Source organism: Actinacidiphila yanglinensis (assembly GCF_900107965.1).
Taxonomy (GTDB): Bacteria; Actinomycetota; Actinomycetes; order Streptomycetales; family Streptomycetaceae; genus Actinacidiphila; species Actinacidiphila yanglinensis.
The window spans coordinates 201,794-218,273 of sequence record NZ_FNVU01000013.1 but is presented as its reverse complement, the minus strand read 5'-3'; the positions used below and the strand labels follow the sequence as shown (position 1 = coordinate 218,273).

Genomic DNA, 16,480 nt, shown 5'->3' with positions numbered 1-16,480 from the left:
TCGCCGCATCGCCAACGACGCCGAGCCGCTCGACTGGTGGGTGAGCGGACCGCTGCGGCCCTGATGCCGGACCGATGCCCGGCCGGCTGCTTTCGGTCTTGGTGCACGACCCGACCGCGATACGCACCGAGGGCATCGCCGGGCAGTTCCGGCTTCACCCGATTGTGCCCGCCCGGAAGGCCGCCACCTGATCAACCGCCGCCCGACGCACCAGGGTTGACCGTCCCGCCCCGGCATGCGCTTCCTGGCCGACGTACCGCGTGCCTGCTCGATGTGTCGCCACCAGGCGCCTCTTCGGCGCCACTCGTACGGGCGCACTTCCATTCGACCGCGGCCAGCCTCCCGCCAGGCCCGGAGCAGCGTGTGGATGATCGAGGCGGCCTGTCCGCTGCCGCGCGCGGCGCTCGCCGCCGCACCGACAACTGCTCCTGGAGGACGCTCGCATGTCCCGCCTGCTGCGAGCAACGCAGTCCCCGGCAGGAGAACCGACGGACGGCGACGGCAACACCGGCATCGGCGCACCGCGTACCCGAAGTGTCGTACTGGCGACGGTCGCGTCGACGGTCGTGGCGCTCGCGCTGGTCCTGCTGACCAACACAGCGGTACTCCTTCTCGGCCTGCTGGTGTTCCTGCCGGCCTTCGCCGCTGCGCTGTGCACTCCGCGCCAGACCGCCCTGATCTCCGCCTGGGTCTGCGCCATCGTCATCGTTCCCGTGGCCCTGCAGTCCGGGCAGCGAATCCTCGACCGGGTGGTCCTTTCGCTGTTCGCCGTCGCTTTCGGCGCGTTGGCCGTCTATGCCGCCCGGGCGCGGATCAGGCGCGAAGGGGAGTTGGTACGGCTGCGGTCGACCGCGGCAGCGATGCAGCGGCAGATCCTGCGGCCGCTGCCGATACTCACCGACGAGGTCCTCGTGGACGGCGTCTACGAACCACTGCAGGAGGACAAACTCGTCGGCGGCGACATCTACGACGTGGCGGCCACCCCTTGGGGCACCCGGGTACTGATCGGCGACGTGCAGGGGAAGGGGCTGCCCGCCATCGGCATGGCCATCGACGTGGTGGGCGCGTTCCGCGAAGCCGCCCACCGCGAGCCGACGGTGACCGCGCTCGTCGACGCCCTCGAGGCGGCAGTCGTCCGCCACAACGAGGACGCCGGCGAGAGCGGGGAGCCGGAGCGTTTCGTCACCGCGCTCGTCCTCGGCGTGAGCACGGCCGTCGAGATCCAGGTCGTCTCGTGCGGCCACATCCCGCCCTATCTGCTGCACGCCGGTACCGTCATCCCGGTCGGCGCGGGGGAGGAGCAAGTACCCCTCGGCCTGGCAAAGCTCATCGACGAGCCGCGCACGGTGTCCGGGGTCACCTTCCCCGCCGGGGCGACGCTGCTGCTGTGCACGGACGGTCTGACCGAGGCCCGTTCGCCCGAGGGTGCCTTCTACCCGCTGGAAGCGCGCCTCACCGGTCGCCGCGACATCGCCGCCGACCGGCTCACCCGTTCACTCGTCGACGAGGTGCGTGTCTTCACCGCCGGGGCACAGCAGGACGACCTGGCGGTCCTCGCCGTCCGCCGCTCCGCGGACCAGGCGCCGTAGCGGGACCACCAGTTGCCGGGCCACGGATGGAGAGGGCCCCTCAAAACGCCGGCTCGTAGGCGGGCACCGGGCCGACCGCCTCCAGCAATCCCTGTGTGGCGGGGGTCGTCCGTGGCGGCCGGCGACTCGTACGGCCACAGGTCGCTGCCGCAATGCAGGACAGCACGATCCTCACGACCGCGTTCGTGGGCCGGTGGATCCTCGGGTCGATGACGTCCTCGACGCGCACGTCGTCGGCCGCGTACATCAGGGTGGCGCGCATGCTCAAAGCTCCTCAGCGGGGTTCGTGGTCCACGGTCGCTCCGCAATTCCCACGTTGCGCCCCGTCGTTTTCCAAGGGAACACGCGGAGATTCGCAGCCGGGAGTGACGCCACTGCCAGGTAATGGCAGTACCTCCCACAGAAGGCGCCGGCCGATTTACCGTGGAATGGTCGTAGGGTGGGACGGAGACGGAGGATCGCGTGGAAACCGCCAGGGAGAGCATGGCTGCGGCCGTCCGTGAATTCCTGAGGTCACGCCGGGCGCGGATCACTCCCGAGCAGGCCGGACTACCCGTGTACGGCGGCAATCGCCGCGTCCCGGGACTTCGACGTGAGGAAGTCGCTCTGCTCGCCGGAATGAGCATCGATTACTACGTGCGCCTCGAACGGGGAAACCTCAGTGGGGTCTCGGACTCGGTGCTCGAATCCCTCGCTCGCGCGTTGCAGCTCAACGAGGCCGAGCGCACCCACCTCTACGACCTGGCCCGCGCCGCCACCCCGTCGGGCCGGCGCCCCTCGGTCACGGCCTCGCGGGTGCGGCCCACGATCCTGCGGATGCTGGACTCCATGACCGGCGTCCCCGCGTACGTGCGCAACGGGCGGTTCGACATCCTGGCGGCCAACGCGCTGGGGCGGGCCCTGTACGCGCCGGTCTTCGACTCTCCGCTGTTCGCCCAACGCGGGCCCGTCAACACGGCGCGGTTCCTGTTCCTGGACCCGGCCGGCCACGACCTGTGGGCCGACTGGGACAACGCCGCGGACGACTTGGTCGCCTTCCTGCGCTCCGAGACGGGCCGATCACCCCAGGACAAGGCACTGACCGACATGATCGGCGAACTCACCACCAGGAGCGACGTGTTCGCCCGCCGCTGGGCACGCCACGACGTGAAGTTCCACCGCTCGGGCGTGAAACACCTCCGGCACCCGCTGGTGGGCGAGCTCGCGCTGCCCTACGAGGCCATGGAACTCCCGGCCGACCCGGGCCTGCGCATCAACGTCTACACGCCCGAACCGGACTCCCCCGAGCAGGAAGCCCTCGGCATCCTCGCCAGCTGGGCAGGCACCGGCACCGTCGTCCCCTCGACGAACGACTGACCCCCGACGAAGGAGTACCGCTTCATGCACTACCGACCGCTCGGCCGCACCGGCGTCCAGGTCAGCCCGCTCTGCCTGGGCGCGATGATGTTCGGCCCCTGGGGCAACGAGGACGAGGCCGACTCCGTACGCATCATCCACCGGGCCCTGGACGCGGGCATCAACTTCGTGGACACCGCGGACGTGTACTCCGGCGGCGTCTCGGAGGAGATCGTCGGCAAGGCGCTGAAGGGGCGCCGCGACGATGTGTTCCTGGCGACCAAGTTCTTCATGCCGATGCACCAGGACGACCCCAACCAGCGCGGCGGCTCACGGCGCTGGATCATCCGCGAGGTCGAGAACTCCCTGCGGCGGCTCGGCACCGACCACATCGACCTCTACCAGGTGCACCGCCCCAGCCCGGACACCGACGTGTCGGAGACCCTCGGCGCGCTGTCCGACCTCGTGCACCAGGGCAAGGTGCGCTACCTCGGCTCCTCGTCGTATTCCGGCTCCCAGATCGTCGAGGCCCAGTGGACCGCGCGGGAACGCCACCTGGAGCGGTTCGTGACCGAGCAGCCGCCCTACTCGATGCTCGTCCGCGGGATCGAGGAGGATGTCCTGCCCACCGCGCGCCGCCACGGCATGGGCACGCTGACGTACAGCCCTCTCGCGGGCGGCTGGCTCTCGGGCCGCTACCGGAAGAACTCCTCCACGGGCCCGGCGTCGGCCGCACGTCCGCAAGCCCGCTTCGACATGACCTCCCCGGCCAACCAGCGCAAGCTCGACGCCGCCGAGCAACTCGCCGTCCTGGCCGAGAAGAGCGGCCTGAGCCTGATCGAGCTGGCCGTCGCCTTCGTGATCAACCATCCCGGCGTCACCTCCGCCATCATCGGGCCGCGCACCATGGAACAGCTCGACGCGTTCCTTCCCGCCGCCGACGTCACGCTGCCCGCGGAAGTCCTCGACAGCGTCGACGCGATCGTGGCCCCGGGCGTGACCGTCAACCCCGCCGACAACAGCTACGGCGACCACGAGTTGCGAGCCGACCAGCGCCGCCGCTGACGGGTACCTTCGCTGGGCCCTTCCGGTTCCGGACCGGCAGGGCGCCCAATTTCTTGATCAGCGCGCGCACCGAGCCCTGCCTCCCGCTGACCAAACTGGATGGCCGCCGTACCCGTCCTGGCTCCGATCGCCGAGCTGCAGCTGACGATTCGCGTCGCCATGGTTGTCCGGAGGGGCATCTGGAGCGTATGTATTAACCGGATAGTTCATTCCGGTGACCGAGGTGAGACGATGCGCCGAGCCATTGCGACAGTGTGCCTGGGTGGAACGCTCCCGGCGAAGCTGGCGGCCGCTGCTGCAGCCGGCTTCGACGCGGTGGAGATTTTCGAACCGGACCTTCTCTCCACACCGCTCCGTCCGGCGCAGGTGCGCGAGCGCTGCGCCGACCTCGGCCTGGGGATCGACCTGTACCAGCCGTTCCGTGATGCCGAAGGCCTCACACCGCCCGAGTTCGCGCGCGTCATGCACCGTTTGGACGCCAAGCTGGAGACCATGCACCAACTGGGCACGGATCTTCTGCTGGTGTGCTCGAACGTTGCCCGGGACACCATCGCCGACGATTCCCTGACAGCCGAACAACTGGTTCTCATGGCCGACCGCGCGCAGCAGGCAGGCGTACGCCTGGCGTATGAGGCCCTCGCGTGGGGACGCCATGTGAACACGGTCGACCACGCCTGGAAAATCGTCGAAAGCTGTGACCATCCCGCCCTCGGCCTGTGCCTGGACAGCTTCCACATTCTTGCTCGCGGCACCGACCCGGCACTGCTGGCGTCGGTGCCGGGGGAGAAGATGTTCTTCCTGCAGCTCGCTGACGCGCCCCGTATCGGTGTGGACATGCTGCAGTGGAGCCGGCACTGGCGGTCCTTTCCCGGACAGGGCGACTTCGACCTGGCCGGATTCATGGAATCCGTCCTTCAGGCCGGTTATACGGGCCCGTGGTCCCTGGAGGTCTTCAACGACGTCTTCCGGCAGGCCGACACCGCCAGCACTGCCATCGACGCCATGCGCTCCCTCCTGATCCTGGAGGAACAGGTTCATCCGGGTGCTCTACCTGCGGCCCCTGCGCCGCAGGAGGTCTGCTTCGCCGAGCTCGCGGCGGCCGATCCCGAGCCGCTGGTCGGTTTGCTGAGCGGGCTCGGGTTCACCCGTACCGGTCGGCACCTGAACAAGCCCGTCGACCTGTGGGAGCAGGGGCGGGCACGGATTCTGCTGAACACGGCCGGTTATCGGGACCGCGATGGTGCCGCCGTAGCCGCGATCGGTCTGGAGACGCGGGAGCCTGAATCCCTTGCCGCCCGCGCCGAGGCGCTCAAGGTGCCTGCTGCGCTGCGCCGGCACTCACCCGGGGAGAGCCGAGTCCCGTGCGTGGAGGCACCCGACGGAACCCAGATGTTCCTGTGCACCACCGACGTCTCCCGCCGCGGAGGTTGGATCGCGGACTTTCCTACCTTGCACCAGGGCAATACGGGCACCGGCACCGCCGTGCAGGCGATCGGATCGGAGGAGCAGGTCATCGGTATCGACCATCTGGCGCTGACCCAACCGTGGCACCGCTTCGACGAAGCCGTGCTGTTCCACCGCGCCGTGCTGGGATTGGCCGTGCACCCGACACTCGATCTGGCCGACCCGTACGGGCTCTTCCGGAGTCGCGCCATGACGAGTGCCGGTTCCCGCGAGCAGCCGGGTGTCCGGATCGCGCTCAACGTCGCCCCTGCCCCGGACCCGCACATCTCCGCGGGGCAGCACATTGCCCTGGCGTGCCGGGATGTACGGGCCGCGGTCCGTGACGCCAGGGCCCGCGGTGTCTCGTTCCTGCCGATTCCCGGCAACTACTACTCCGATCTTGCCGCACGGTTTGCCCTGGACGAGGAGTTCCTGAGCGAGCTGCGCGAGCTGCAGTTGATGTACGACCGTGACGACGCAGGGGAGCTGCTGCACTGCTACACGCTGTCGGTCGGCCCGCTCTGCGTCGAGTTGCTGCAGCGGGTAGGCGGATACGAGGGCTTCGGTGCTGCCAACGCCCCGGTGCGGCTGGCGGTCCAGCACGCTGCCTGAACACTTGCCTTCCCGCCCACTAAACTGACCGCATTTTTCACGGGTCTTCCCCGACCGAGTTTTGGAGAGGCATGTCTGCCGTTGACGCTGATGGTCCCCGGCCGCCGCGAACCCGCGACCCGGAAGGCACGAAGGCGGAGATCCTTCGAGTGGCACGCGAGGAGTTCGCGCGACTCGGTTTCCACGGGGCCCGGGTGGACGAGATCGCCGCGCGGACCCGCACGGCCAAGCGGATGATCTACTACTACTTCGGCAGCAAGGAAGAACTGTTCGTGCGGGTCCTGGAGACCGCGTACGAGCAGATTCGGATGGCCGAGAGCAACCTCGACATCGAGCACCTCGAGCCCGAAGCCGCGATACGCCGACTGGCCGCGCTCACGTTGCAGCACCACGAGGACAACGAGGACTTCATCCGCCTGGTGGCGCTGGAGAACATCTATGAGGCGGCCCATATGAGGGCCTCCCCGGAGTTCGCCGCGTCCAACTCGCCAGCCCTGACGGTGGTGGAGCGGATTCTTGAGGCCGGGTGTGCGTCCGGCGTGTTCCGCAAGGACGCGGACGCGGTGGACGTGCATGCGATGATCAGCAGCTTCTGCTTCTTCCGTGTCTCCAACCGGCATACTTTCGCGGCCCTGTTCGGACGTGACCTGGCCGCGCCGGAGCTGCGGGAGCACCACAGCGCTCTGCTCGGGGACATGGTCGTGGCCTATCTGAAGTCCGCCGCCCCCAGCTGAGCGAGCGGCACGGTGGCGAATCCTGGACCGTGCGGATCCGTCGCCGTCACCGCGGAGCCGTCAACTGGTTGGTGCTCGCTCAGTGGTGGGCCTTGGGCCGGGCGCGTTCCGATAGGACCGGGCCACCGGAGCCTCATCGCCGGTGTCGCCCAGGACCCTTCGGAGAAGGCCGTGGTCGGGGGAGAGGGAGCAGGCGGGATCGGTCCGTGCCGCATCTCCGGTCAAGGCGAATGCCTGGCAGCGGCAGCCCCCGAAGTCCTCCTCCTTACGGGAACAGTCCCGACAGGGCGAAGGAAGCCAGTCCGTGCCGCGGTAGGCGGCGAACGCGGACGAGTGGCTCCAGATGTCCTTCAACGCCAGGTTGCGGATGTTCTCGAACTTCAGCGTGGAGATGGACGCCGCCGCGGGACAAGGGAGGACGGTTCCGTCCGGCGCCACCGTCATCGAGACCGCGCCCCAGCCACCCATGCAGGGTTTGGGTGTGCCGTCGAGGTGGTCCGGCACCACCCACACCAGCTCGAGTCGTGATCCGAGCCTGTCTCGCCAGGCGTGGACCTGGGCGGCTGCTCGGCGCAACTGTGCTGTGGTGGGCAGCAGCGCCCGGCGGTTGAGCTGAGCCCAGCCGTAGAACTGGGCGTTGGCCAGCTCGACGCGGTCGGCGCCCCAGTCCAGGGCGAGTTCGACGATGCGGTCGAGAGTGTCGATGTTGCCTCGGTGCAGGACGACGTTGAGCCCGAAGGGGAGAGCGGCCGCGCGGATGACCGCGGCCGCGGCCTGTTTGTCCGCGAAGCTGCGGCGCCCCGCGATGGCGTCGTTGGCGTTCGCGTCAGGATGTTGCACCGAGAGCTGTACGCAGCCAAGACCGGCGGCGACAAGGTCGGCCAGCCGCTGCTCGGTCAGGCCGATTCCGCTGGTGACCAGTTGGGTGTAGATGCCGGCCTCCCACGCGGCCTGGGCTATCGGCACCAGGTCGGGGCGCAGCAGCGGCTCACCACCGGACAGGTGGGCCTGCACGACCCCCATGGCCCCCGCCTGGCTCATCACCTCACACCATTGATCAGTGGTCAGCTCGGCATTGGGACGGACGAGTTGGAGCGGATTGGAGCAGTACCCGCATTGCAGCGGGCAGGCGTGGGTCAGTTCGGCCAGCAGCGCCCAGGGCGGTGGGATCATGTCAGCCATCCTTGGATGTGGACCCGCTCCAGGAAGGCGGGCACCTCATGGTCGACAGGCGCGTTCGGATGCCCGTGCGCGAGTTCGGCGACGATCGCCTCGATGGTGTGCTTGCCGTCGCACAGGCGCAGGATCTCCGCGGCGCTGCCGCGCAGCACCACGACCCGCTCGGGCAGGAGCAGCAGGTCGGCGTCGCGTACGGGGTCGTGCCGCAGACGGACGTGGCGGGCAAGGGAGGGTTGCCACGTGCTCAGCACGGGGAGCCCCCCGGGCCGAGGGCGATGGCGTCGAGCAGGCTCCACAGGACCTCGCACTTGTACGCAAGGGCGCCGAGGGCGGCCTCCTGCTGGTCGCGGGTGCGGGCCCAGGACAGCACGAGGGACAGGGCCTCGCGGCCGTCACGGGTGCCTTGGTCCACGCGGCGCTCGAAGTAGGCGAGGCCGTCGGATTCGATCCAGGGGTAGTGGTCCTGGAAGGCGCCGATGCGGGTGACCATGATGGTGGGGGCGACCAGCTCGGTCAGGGAGGCGGCTACGGCCTCCAGGACGGGCCGGGTGCCGCACAGGTTGACGTAGCCCTCGACGGCGAAGCGCACGCCGGGGAGGACATGCCTGCCGGACCACAGGTCGGCGCGGGCCAGGCCCGCGGCCTCTCCGAGGCGGAGCCAGCGTTCGATGCCGCCGTCGTCGCCCTCGCGTCCGTCGTGGTCCTGGATCCGGCGCAGCCAGGAACGACGGAGGTCGGGCCGTTCGAGCTTGGCCAGGATGAGGGCGTCCTTGATGGGGATGTGACGCTGGTAGTGGAAGCGGTTGACGATCCAGCGACGCAGTTCCTCGGGGCTGAGCCGGCCCGCGTGCATGCGCTGGTTGAAGGGATGGCGGTCGTGATAGCGGCGGGTTGCCAGCTCGCGCAGCCGGCGCTCGAACTCTTCCGCCGGCCAGGGGGATCCGTCGCCGTCGGTGTGGGCGGCACAGGCCGGAGCAGGCAGGACAGGTGTGATCACAGCTCGATCTCCATTCCCTCCAGGGCCACGTGGAGTCCGGCCTGTGCGAGCACGCGGTTTTCCTCGGAGGCAGGGTCGTTGAGGGGGTTCGTGTTGTTGAGGTGGGTGTAGTAGCAGCGGCCCGGTGCGTCGGTCAGGCGATCGGCGGTTCCCTCGGGGCCGGTGATCGGCAGGTGCCCCATGGCGGTCGAGGAGGTCGGGGTCAGGCCGTTGCGGGCGGGTTCGTCGTCGTCCCAGAACGTCCCGTCCACGATGACGCAGTCCGCCTCGGCGATGGCCTTGTCCAGTTCCGGGGTCCACTCCGCCACGGCGGGCGCGTACACCAAGGATCCGCCGGTGGCGCGGTCGTGCAGGCACAGTGCGGTCACCCAGCCCCGCTCCGGAAGATCCAGGGTGCGGGCGTATCGGGGTCGCTTGCCGCTGACGGCCACGGCGCTGATCTCGACCGAGCCGGATTCTGCGCGGTCCATGGGTACCGGCTGCGAGCCGATCGGCAGGTGGCGCAGCTCGGTGTAGGGGCTGAGGACACGATCCAGACCCAGGCCATCGGTCAGGGCGCGGCGGACCGTGGGGGTCGCCCAGATCTCGGTGGCCCGGCCCTCGCGCAGGCGGGGGATGCCGAGGGTGTGGTCGAGTTCGGCGTCGGTCAGTACGACGCCGCGGACGGGAGTGTGGCGCCGGGCCGGCCCGGGATGGAGCTCCGGATGAGCCTCGATCTGTTCGCCGAGGTCGGGGGTGGCGTTGACGAGGTACCAGCGGCCGGGCGAGGACTCGAAGGCGAGAGAGGCGTGGCGTCGGCGGCGCTCGGGGTGGGCGCGTGCCCCGGCGCAGCCGGGGCACGCGCAGTTCCACTGGGGCAGACCGCCGCCGGCCGCGGTCCCCAGGACACGCAGTCGCACGGCGCCGCCTCTCAGCGGGTGCTGAGCGAGTAGGCGGTGACCTCCAACGCGGTGTCGATGATCTCGAAGTCCGGGGTCTGCCAGGTGGCGGTGGTGGTGTCGGTCATGACGGTTCCTTTCCAGCGGATTGCCTGCGGGGAGGGATGGGGCACTCGCCGGGTGTCAGCCGACGACGATCTTTCCAGTGGCCTGCGGGTACTCCGGGTCGTTGAAGAAGTACTCGCCGGCCTTGGCGAAGGTGTGGGTGAAGGACTCGCCCGGCATGAGCTGTCCACTGTCGAACTCGTTCTCGAAGAACGACACCGCGCCGTGCGCCTGGGCATTGGCCGAGGGGTTGAGGAAGGTCACGGTGGTACCGATCGGCACCGTCAGGGACTGCGGGGCCACGGCGCCGGTGGAGACCAGGTTCTCCGTGGTGCTCGGCGCCTTCGTCGTGGAGGACCAGGTGCGTCCCAGCGTGATCGTGTTGCTGACGGAAGCGCCGGCGACGGGCGTGGTGGTGATGTCGTTGCGGGGGTTCGGCGGCTTGGGGGTGGGCGCCGGAGCGACCTTTCCGCCTCGCTTGAACGCCCACAGATGGTCGCCCTTGGGGATGTCGGGGTAGGGAAGGCCGTTACCGCCGGCCAGGATCGCGATGTACTGCTCGCCGTCGATCTCGTAGCTGACGGGGCAGGTGTTGGCGCCGGCACCGCACTGGAAGGTCCACAGCTCCTCGCCGGTGGCGTCGTCCAGGGCGCTGAGGACTCCGTCGAGGCTGCCGCGGAACAGGAGCCGGCCGGCGGTGCTGAGGAATCCGGTGCCGTGGGAGAGGGCCGTGGGGTGGTCGCGCCGCCAGACCACCGTGTTGGTGCGCGGGTCGATCGCGGCGAATCCGCCGCTGTTGTACTGGCCGAGGGGGCGTGCGGTGTTGACGCGCCCGCCGTGGGTGTTGGAGTAGGAGGAGTTGATCAGGCCGTAGCCGGCGTAGATGTAGCCCGTGGACTCGCTGAAGGAGTAGGCGCCCCAGTCGGCGCCGCCGCCCGCGCCCGGATAGACGATGGTGGCCCGGTCCCAGAACGGAGTGAAGCGGCCGCCGTTGGGATAGAACGGCACCGGCCTGGTGGTGTTCTCCGGGGTCGGGAACGAAGCCGGGACGAACGGCTCGCCGCCCGGATAGGGCTGGGTGGGCCAGGTCAGCTGCTCGGCCTGCTGCGGGACCGGTCGCTCCTCGATGCCGTGGATGCCCTCGCCGGTGTGGCGGTCCAGGATGTAGAACATCCCGACCTTGCTGCCGTAGACCACGGTCTTGCGGGTCTTGTTCTTGATCCGCAGGTCCAGAAGCAGTGGGGACATGACGTTGTCGTAGTCCCAGATGTCGTGGTGCACCGACTGGAAGTGCCACTTGCGCTTGCCGGTCTTGGCGTCCAGAGCCAGGAGGCAGTTGGCGAACAGGTTGGTGCCCTCGCGGCTGGAGCCGTCGGTCCTCGGGTAGGGGTTGCCGAAGGCCCAATACACCGTCGAGGTGTCGGGATCGACGGCCGGATGCAGCCAGCACACCGCGCCGCCGGTCTGCCAGCTGTCCCCGGCCCAGGTGTCGTTGCCGTACTCGCCGGTGCCGGGACAGCTCCAGAACGTCCAGACGACCTTGCCCGTCTTGGCGTCCAGGGCGTAGGAACGCCCTCGCGCGCCGGCGGTGCTGCCCTGCATGCCGACGTAGATCAGGCCGTCCCAGTAGACGACGGCGCCGGCCAGCGTGCCGACCGTGCCGCCGCACTCGCCGTCCGGACCGCAACCGCCGGTGTCGCCACCGCCGGTGCCCTCGTTCATCAGTTGCGTCTGCCACGCCACCTTGCCGGTCGCCTGGTCGAGGGCGTAGAGGATGTTGGCTCCTGACGCCGAGAAGACCAGGCCGCCGCCCACGGCGACACCGCGCATGTTGGTCCTGGACGTGCCCACGCCGGTCTTCCACAGCACGCTTCCGGTGCGGCCGTTGACGGCGAAGACGTTCTGCTGGGTGGTCTGGACGTACAGGACGCCGTTCTGGGCCACCACCGTTGACTGCTGGCCCTGGGAGGTGTCCCCGCCTTCCAGGTTCGTGTGCCAGGCGCCGCCGAGCTCGGTGATGTTGCGGCGGTCGATGCCTGTGAGGGTCGAGTAGTTCTTGTTTCCCAGATCACCGCCGACCTTGGGCCAGTTCTGCCGCGGGGCCGCAAGGCTGACGGGCTGCTGCGGGACGGGCAGCGCCAGGCCGTCGGCGGATGCGGCTCGTGCGTCAGTCGCCAGGGCCACGCTCGTGGTGGCGACCGCGGCCGTGGCCGCTGCTCCTGTCAAGAACCTGCGTCTCTCCATCGGTGCCGTGCCCTTCTGGATGGGGTGCGCGATCGATGGTCTGTCAGGTGGACCGATCGATCCGTTAGATGGATGGAAGCTAGTCCTCCTTTCCCTGAACAACAAGACTTCCGCACCTGGTTGATGTTCGGTTAGCGTTGCCGCCAGATTTCGCCCGCGAAAACGGGCTCACTGGTCCGCTCTACGGACCTCACTCATGGGAGGGCTGTACAAGGGTGTCCACATCACTCAGCAAGATCCGGGACCGCCTGCGCTCCAGACGGCTCACCGCCCTGGTGGCCGCGGTGCTCGCGTCCCTGGCGGTCTTCACGGTCATGACCGCCGGCGGCGCCAACGCCAACCAGGGCAAGGGCCTGCCCTACTACGCCAACGGCGTCGACCCGCAGTTCGGGGTCTGCCGGGGCATCGACGCGTCCTGCAACCACAAGTGGGTCAACTTCGACCCGGCCAAGAACGGTTACCACGTCCTGGTCTTCACCAAGACCGCCGGGCCGCGTCACGCCGATCTCGGCCCCGCGCTCGGCCCCGGGCTGGACCCGCCCCTGACCTCCGCGAACGCCGTGCAGAATGGGATGGTCGCGCTCGGCAAGGCCAACGGATTCTCGGTGGACTGGACCGAGGACACGAGTGTGTTCGCCAACCCCGCGACACTGGAGAAGTACAACGCGATCCTGTTCTTCACCTCGCGTACCGCGCTCGATGACGCCGCCCAGACTTCGCTGCGCATCTACATGGAAGGCGGTGGCGCGTTCATCGGTGTCCACAACGCCTTCGGCACCGAGTACAACTGGAACTGGTACCTGGGCCTGCTCGGCAACGCCCAGTTGTTCGACCACGGGCCGCTGCAGACCGGCACGGTCAGCGTGACGGCCAAGGACCCGTCGACCAAGGGTCTGCCGCACTCCTGGACCGGTGAGGACGAGTGGTACAACCTCACCACGGACCCGACCGGAGTGAAGGTGCTGGCGACCGTCAGCGAGAAGTCGATGCCGACGAACCCCCCGGTCGGCTACAACGGCAGTCCCGGCATGGGAAGCTTCCACCCGGTGGCCTGGTGCCAGTACTACGACGGCGGCCGCGCGTTCCTGACCACCCTCGGCCACGACGCGCAGGACTGGACGATCGGCTCCAGCTACCCCGGTGCCGGCGAGTTCCAGAGCCTGCTGGTCAACGGCATCAAGTCCGCGATGGGCGAGACGTCGTTCTGCACCGCCTGACCTCCCTGCGGCAGCAGTCCCACCAGTGGCGTTCCCTCCCGGCCCGGGAGGGAACGCCATGCGCCTGCGTGCGGCCGGCAGCGTCCGTGTCATCTCCCGGCCGACGTCAGCAAGGCGACGTCGTCCAGCATGAGTTCGCGGTGCGGTTCCAGGCCGGTGAACAGCGCGAACGCGTCCGCCGCCTGCAAGGCCACCATCCCGCCGCCCCCCACCGTCCGGGCGCCGGCCGCGCGTGCGGCCCTCAACAGTTCCGTTTCCATGGGCCGGTAGACGATGTCGGCCACCCACAACTCCTCCCGCAGCAGGGTCGCGGGCACCGGCATGCCGGGATGGCCGACCATTCCGGTGGGAGTGGCATGGACCAGCCCGTCGGCGCCGGCCATCAGGCGAGGCAGCTCCGCGGCGTCCGCGCTTGTCACTCGGGAGGTTCCGGTGTGGGCGGAGAGGGACTTCGCCAGGTCCGCGGCGCGCCGGGCGTCGGTGTCGACGATGCACAAGTGCCGGGTGCCCATGCGCAGCATGGCGTGGGCGACGGCTGCGCCCGCGCCTCCGGCACCCAACTGGACCACGTGGCCGAGCGGAGCGTCCGGCAGCGCACGGACGAAGGACGAGCCGAATCCGGTGACGTCGGTGTTGTGACCGAAGGTGCGCCCGTCGGCGAAGACGACGGTGTTGACCGCTCCCAGGGCCGCGGCATCGTTCGAGAGCTCGTCAAGGTGAGGAATGACCAGTTGCTTGCACGGATGGGTGATGTTCAGGCCGTCGAAGCCACTGTCGCGTGCGGCGTGCAGGAGGTCGGCCAACGCGTCGGCCGGGGCGCCGTGCCCGTCGATGTCGAGGATCCGGTAGACCAGCCGTATGTGGTGGCGGTCGGCCTCCCGGTGATGGAGTTCCGGGCTCAACGACGTGCCGATGCCGGAACCGATCAGGCCGATGAGATAGGTGGAGCGGTCTGCCATGGGTGATGCCTCCTCAAGGTGGGGAGAAGGTCGCGGGCCGTGCACCCGGACGTGGGCAGCCCGGAATCCGGCCGGGCGCTCGGGAGGCGCGCCCGGTCGGCGTCCATGCAGGGAACGAACCGGTCAGTGGTCCTGGCCGAGGTAGGTGGGCAGTACGTCGCGGGGAATGGGCCCCTTGTTGCGGAGCCCGGACTGGCTCTCCTCCCAGGCGTGGGCGAGGATGCCCACGCTGCGACTGAGAACGAACAGGCCGCGGGCCAGTGGCGCCGGGAATCCGAGCTCGGCGTAGATGACTGCCGTGGCGCCGTCGATGTTCATGGGGATCGGACGGGACCGGCCCCGGTTGATCTCCTTCTCCACGGCCCGGGCCGCCGTCGCGTGCAGCCCTCTCACTTCGCTCGCCGCCACGGCCGCGTCGACCAGCGCGAGCAGCGGTTCGCGGCGGGGATCGACAGGGTGGAAGCGGTGGCCGAACCCCGGCAGGTACCGGTTGCGTTGGCGCCACTCCGACACGACCGTCGCCGCTGCCGTCTCCACGGTCTCGCCCTCCGCTGTGAGGGTGACGACATCGTCCAGGAGTTCCACGCACTGCTGGCCGGCGCCGCCATGGGCGTCGCCGAGAACGTTGATCCCACTGGCCATGGCGCTGTTGAGGCCGACGCCGCACGTGGCCGCCATCCGAGCGATGGCCACCGAGGGCGCCTGCGGGCCATGGTCCACCCCGGCGACCAACGCCGCCTCCAGCAGCCGTGCCTGACCCGCGGTGGGCTCGCTGCCCAGCAGCATCATCCAGATCAGCGCGGGGAAGGAGGACGAGCCGATGAGATCCTGCACGGGGCGGCCGCGCAGCTCGACCACCCCCGGCGCCATCCGGATCACCGACGTCGCCCACCAGTCGGCCGCCTTTCGGTCTCCTTCCTCCGCTGTCGTCGTCCTCATGAGTGCGTCCACCTCTCCGTGAGCTCCGCCAACTGGTGGTTGTGCTCGCCCAGCAGCGGCGCCGGGCCCAGCGGACGCAGTGGTTCGCCGTCGAACTGGACGCCAGTGCCGCACACCCGGACCGACCGCCGCGACCCGTCGGGGAAGGGAACCTCCGAGACGAACCCGCGGTCGGCCAACTGCTCCAGGGCCATCGTCTGGGCAACGGTGGTGATGCGAGCGGCGGGGACACCCGCGGCGCTCAGTTCTCGTTCCCAGTAGAGGCAGTCCTTGCGTGCCAGGGCGAGGTTGATCTCGGCGTTCAACTCCTCGCGGTGGCCCTTGCGTGACTCCCGGTCGGCGAAGCGGAAGTCGGTGATCAGGTCGACCCGGTCGATCACACGGCACAGGCTCTCGTACTGCCGCTGTTGGTTGGCGGCGATGTTCAACGGGCCGTCCGCGGCGGTGAAGGTCCCCGACGGGGCGGCCGTGGCGTTCTGGTCGCCCATCGGCTCCGGCTCGACCTCGCACACGAGGTAGTTGGAGACCGGCCATCCCATCGCGGACACGGAGGCCTCGAGCATCGAGACATCGATGAACCGGCCCGGGCCGCCGCCGGCCCGGGAGGCCAGGGCCGCGCAGATCGACATGGCTCCCATCAGGCCGCCGAGGGTGTCGGCGACGGGAAAGCCGACGCGCAAGGGCGCCGTGTCCGCGGTGCCCGTGATGCTCATCATCCCCGACAGCCCCTGGATGATCTGGTCGTAGGCGGGACCGTCGCTCATGGGCCCGGTCTGCCCGAAACCCGAGATCGCGCAGTAGACCAGTCCGGGATTGATCGCTCGCAGGCTCTCCCATCCGTACCCCAGACGCTGCATCACACCGGCGCGGAAGTTCTCCACCAGCACGTCCGCACCGCGGACCAGGTCCTCGAACCGCGCACGGTCCCCGGGATCCTTCAGATCCAGTTCCACGGACTTCTTGCCCGAGTTCTGCGCCAGGAACGACGCGCCGATCCCCTGCCGGTTCAAGGCGGGGTCCGCGCCCAGTTTCCTGGCCAGGTCACCCTGCCCCGGATTCTCGATCTTGAGCACTTCCGCACCCAACAGTGCCAGTTGGTAGCTACAGTACGGACCGGATAGTACATTCGTCAGGTCGAGGACGCAGATGCCACTCAACGGTCGGGGCTGCACTTGGCGTGCTCC

15 protein-coding genes and 1 pseudogene are annotated in these 16,480 nt (G+C 69.2%); 6 read left to right on the top strand and 10 right to left on the bottom strand.

The features are described 5' to 3' along the window. Positions 1 to 443: 443 nt before the first annotated feature. Entirely contained in the window at positions 444 to 1,589 is a 1,146-nt protein-coding gene (locus C4U44_RS27310) for a PP2C family protein-serine/threonine phosphatase (protein ID WP_103888680.1), read from the top strand. Positions 1,590 to 1,678: 89 nt separating this feature from the next. Here C4U44_RS27310 and C4U44_RS27305 read toward each other — a convergent pair. Then, positions 1,679 to 1,851, bottom strand: a pseudogene (locus C4U44_RS27305) (IMP dehydrogenase); the annotation flags it as partial. Between the two features lie 221 nt (positions 1,852 to 2,072). Here C4U44_RS27305 and C4U44_RS27300 point away from each other — a divergent pair. From C4U44_RS27300 to C4U44_RS27285, 4 genes are all read left to right on the top strand, one after another. Continuing rightward, the gene (locus tag C4U44_RS27300; protein WP_103888679.1) at positions 2,073 to 2,945 is read left to right on the top strand and encodes a helix-turn-helix transcriptional regulator; all 873 of its coding nucleotides are present in this window, start codon (positions 2,073 to 2,075) and stop codon (positions 2,943 to 2,945) included. 24 nt (positions 2,946 to 2,969) lie between these two features. Beyond that, the gene (locus tag C4U44_RS27295) at positions 2,970 to 3,989 is read left to right on the top strand and encodes an aldo/keto reductase (protein WP_103888678.1); all 1,020 of its coding nucleotides are present in this window, start codon (positions 2,970 to 2,972) and stop codon (positions 3,987 to 3,989) included. Between the two features lie 99 nt (positions 3,990 to 4,088). After that, positions 4,089 to 6,044: a bifunctional sugar phosphate isomerase/epimerase/4-hydroxyphenylpyruvate dioxygenase family protein gene (locus C4U44_RS27290; RefSeq protein WP_322973682.1), complete on the top strand. Its 1,956-nt coding sequence runs from the start codon at positions 4,089 to 4,091 to the stop codon at positions 6,042 to 6,044. Positions 6,045 to 6,115: 71 nt separating this feature from the next. Continuing rightward, positions 6,116 to 6,778 carry a TetR/AcrR family transcriptional regulator gene (locus C4U44_RS27285; protein WP_103888677.1) on the top strand — a complete coding sequence of 221 codons (663 nt, stop codon included), beginning with the start codon at positions 6,116 to 6,118 and terminating at the stop codon, positions 6,776 to 6,778. A 60-nt stretch (positions 6,779 to 6,838) separates the two neighbouring features. Here C4U44_RS27285 and pqqE read toward each other — a convergent pair whose 3' ends face one another. The 6 genes from pqqE to C4U44_RS27255 are packed head-to-tail and all read right to left on the bottom strand — an operon-like array spanning position 6,839 to position 12,163. Beyond that, entirely contained in the window at positions 6,839 to 7,960 is a 1,122-nt protein-coding gene (gene pqqE, locus C4U44_RS27280; protein ID WP_103888676.1) for a pyrroloquinoline quinone biosynthesis protein PqqE, read from the bottom strand. Next, the gene (gene pqqD, locus C4U44_RS27275; protein WP_235032377.1) at positions 7,948 to 8,208 is read right to left on the bottom strand and encodes a pyrroloquinoline quinone biosynthesis peptide chaperone PqqD; all 261 of its coding nucleotides are present in this window, start codon (positions 8,206 to 8,208) and stop codon (positions 7,948 to 7,950) included. The genes pqqE and pqqD overlap by 13 nt, the downstream gene beginning before the upstream one ends. Next, positions 8,202 to 8,951 carry a pyrroloquinoline-quinone synthase PqqC gene (gene pqqC / locus C4U44_RS27270; RefSeq protein ID WP_407642898.1) on the bottom strand — a complete coding sequence of 250 codons (750 nt, stop codon included), beginning with the start codon at positions 8,949 to 8,951 and terminating at the stop codon, positions 8,202 to 8,204. The genes pqqD and pqqC overlap by 7 nt, the downstream gene beginning before the upstream one ends. Next, positions 8,951 to 9,853, bottom strand: coding sequence for a pyrroloquinoline quinone biosynthesis protein PqqB (gene pqqB, locus C4U44_RS27265; protein WP_103888675.1), 903 nt, complete (start codon positions 9,851 to 9,853; stop codon positions 8,951 to 8,953). The genes pqqC and pqqB overlap by 1 nt, the downstream gene beginning before the upstream one ends. Before the next feature lie 11 nt (positions 9,854 to 9,864). Then, a complete protein-coding gene (pqqA, locus tag C4U44_RS27260; protein WP_407642897.1) occupies positions 9,865 to 9,981 on the bottom strand; it encodes a pyrroloquinoline quinone precursor peptide PqqA in 117 nt (38 codons plus the stop codon). Between the two features lie 34 nt (positions 9,982 to 10,015). Further along, positions 10,016 to 12,163, bottom strand: coding sequence for an outer membrane protein assembly factor BamB family protein (locus tag C4U44_RS27255; RefSeq protein ID WP_160145111.1), 2,148 nt, complete (start codon positions 12,161 to 12,163; stop codon positions 10,016 to 10,018). 233 nt (positions 12,164 to 12,396) lie between these two features. Here C4U44_RS27255 and C4U44_RS27250 point away from each other — a divergent pair, with 233 nt between their 5' ends. Next, complete coding sequence (locus C4U44_RS27250) at positions 12,397 to 13,398, top strand: ThuA domain-containing protein (RefSeq protein WP_200823421.1); 1,002 nt, start codon at positions 12,397 to 12,399, stop codon at positions 13,396 to 13,398. Positions 13,399 to 13,487: 89 nt separating this feature from the next. On the opposite strand, the gene C4U44_RS27245 is transcribed toward C4U44_RS27250, so the two are convergent. The 3 genes from C4U44_RS27245 to C4U44_RS27235 all read right to left on the bottom strand — a co-directional run bounded on the left by C4U44_RS27245 (position 13,488) and on the right by C4U44_RS27235 (position 16,468). After that, positions 13,488 to 14,357 carry a shikimate dehydrogenase gene (locus C4U44_RS27245; RefSeq protein WP_103888672.1) on the bottom strand — a complete coding sequence of 290 codons (870 nt, stop codon included), beginning with the start codon at positions 14,355 to 14,357 and terminating at the stop codon, positions 13,488 to 13,490. 123 nt (positions 14,358 to 14,480) lie between these two features. After that, complete coding sequence (locus tag C4U44_RS27240) at positions 14,481 to 15,296, bottom strand: citryl-CoA lyase (protein ID WP_103888671.1); 816 nt, start codon at positions 15,294 to 15,296, stop codon at positions 14,481 to 14,483. Then, positions 15,293 to 16,468 (bottom strand): CaiB/BaiF CoA transferase family protein, encoded by a 1,176-nt coding sequence (locus C4U44_RS27235; protein WP_103888670.1) that lies wholly within the window; start codon positions 16,466 to 16,468, stop codon positions 15,293 to 15,295. Before C4U44_RS27235 ends, C4U44_RS27240 begins: the two co-directional genes overlap by 4 nt. Positions 16,469 to 16,480 lie beyond the last annotated feature (12 nt).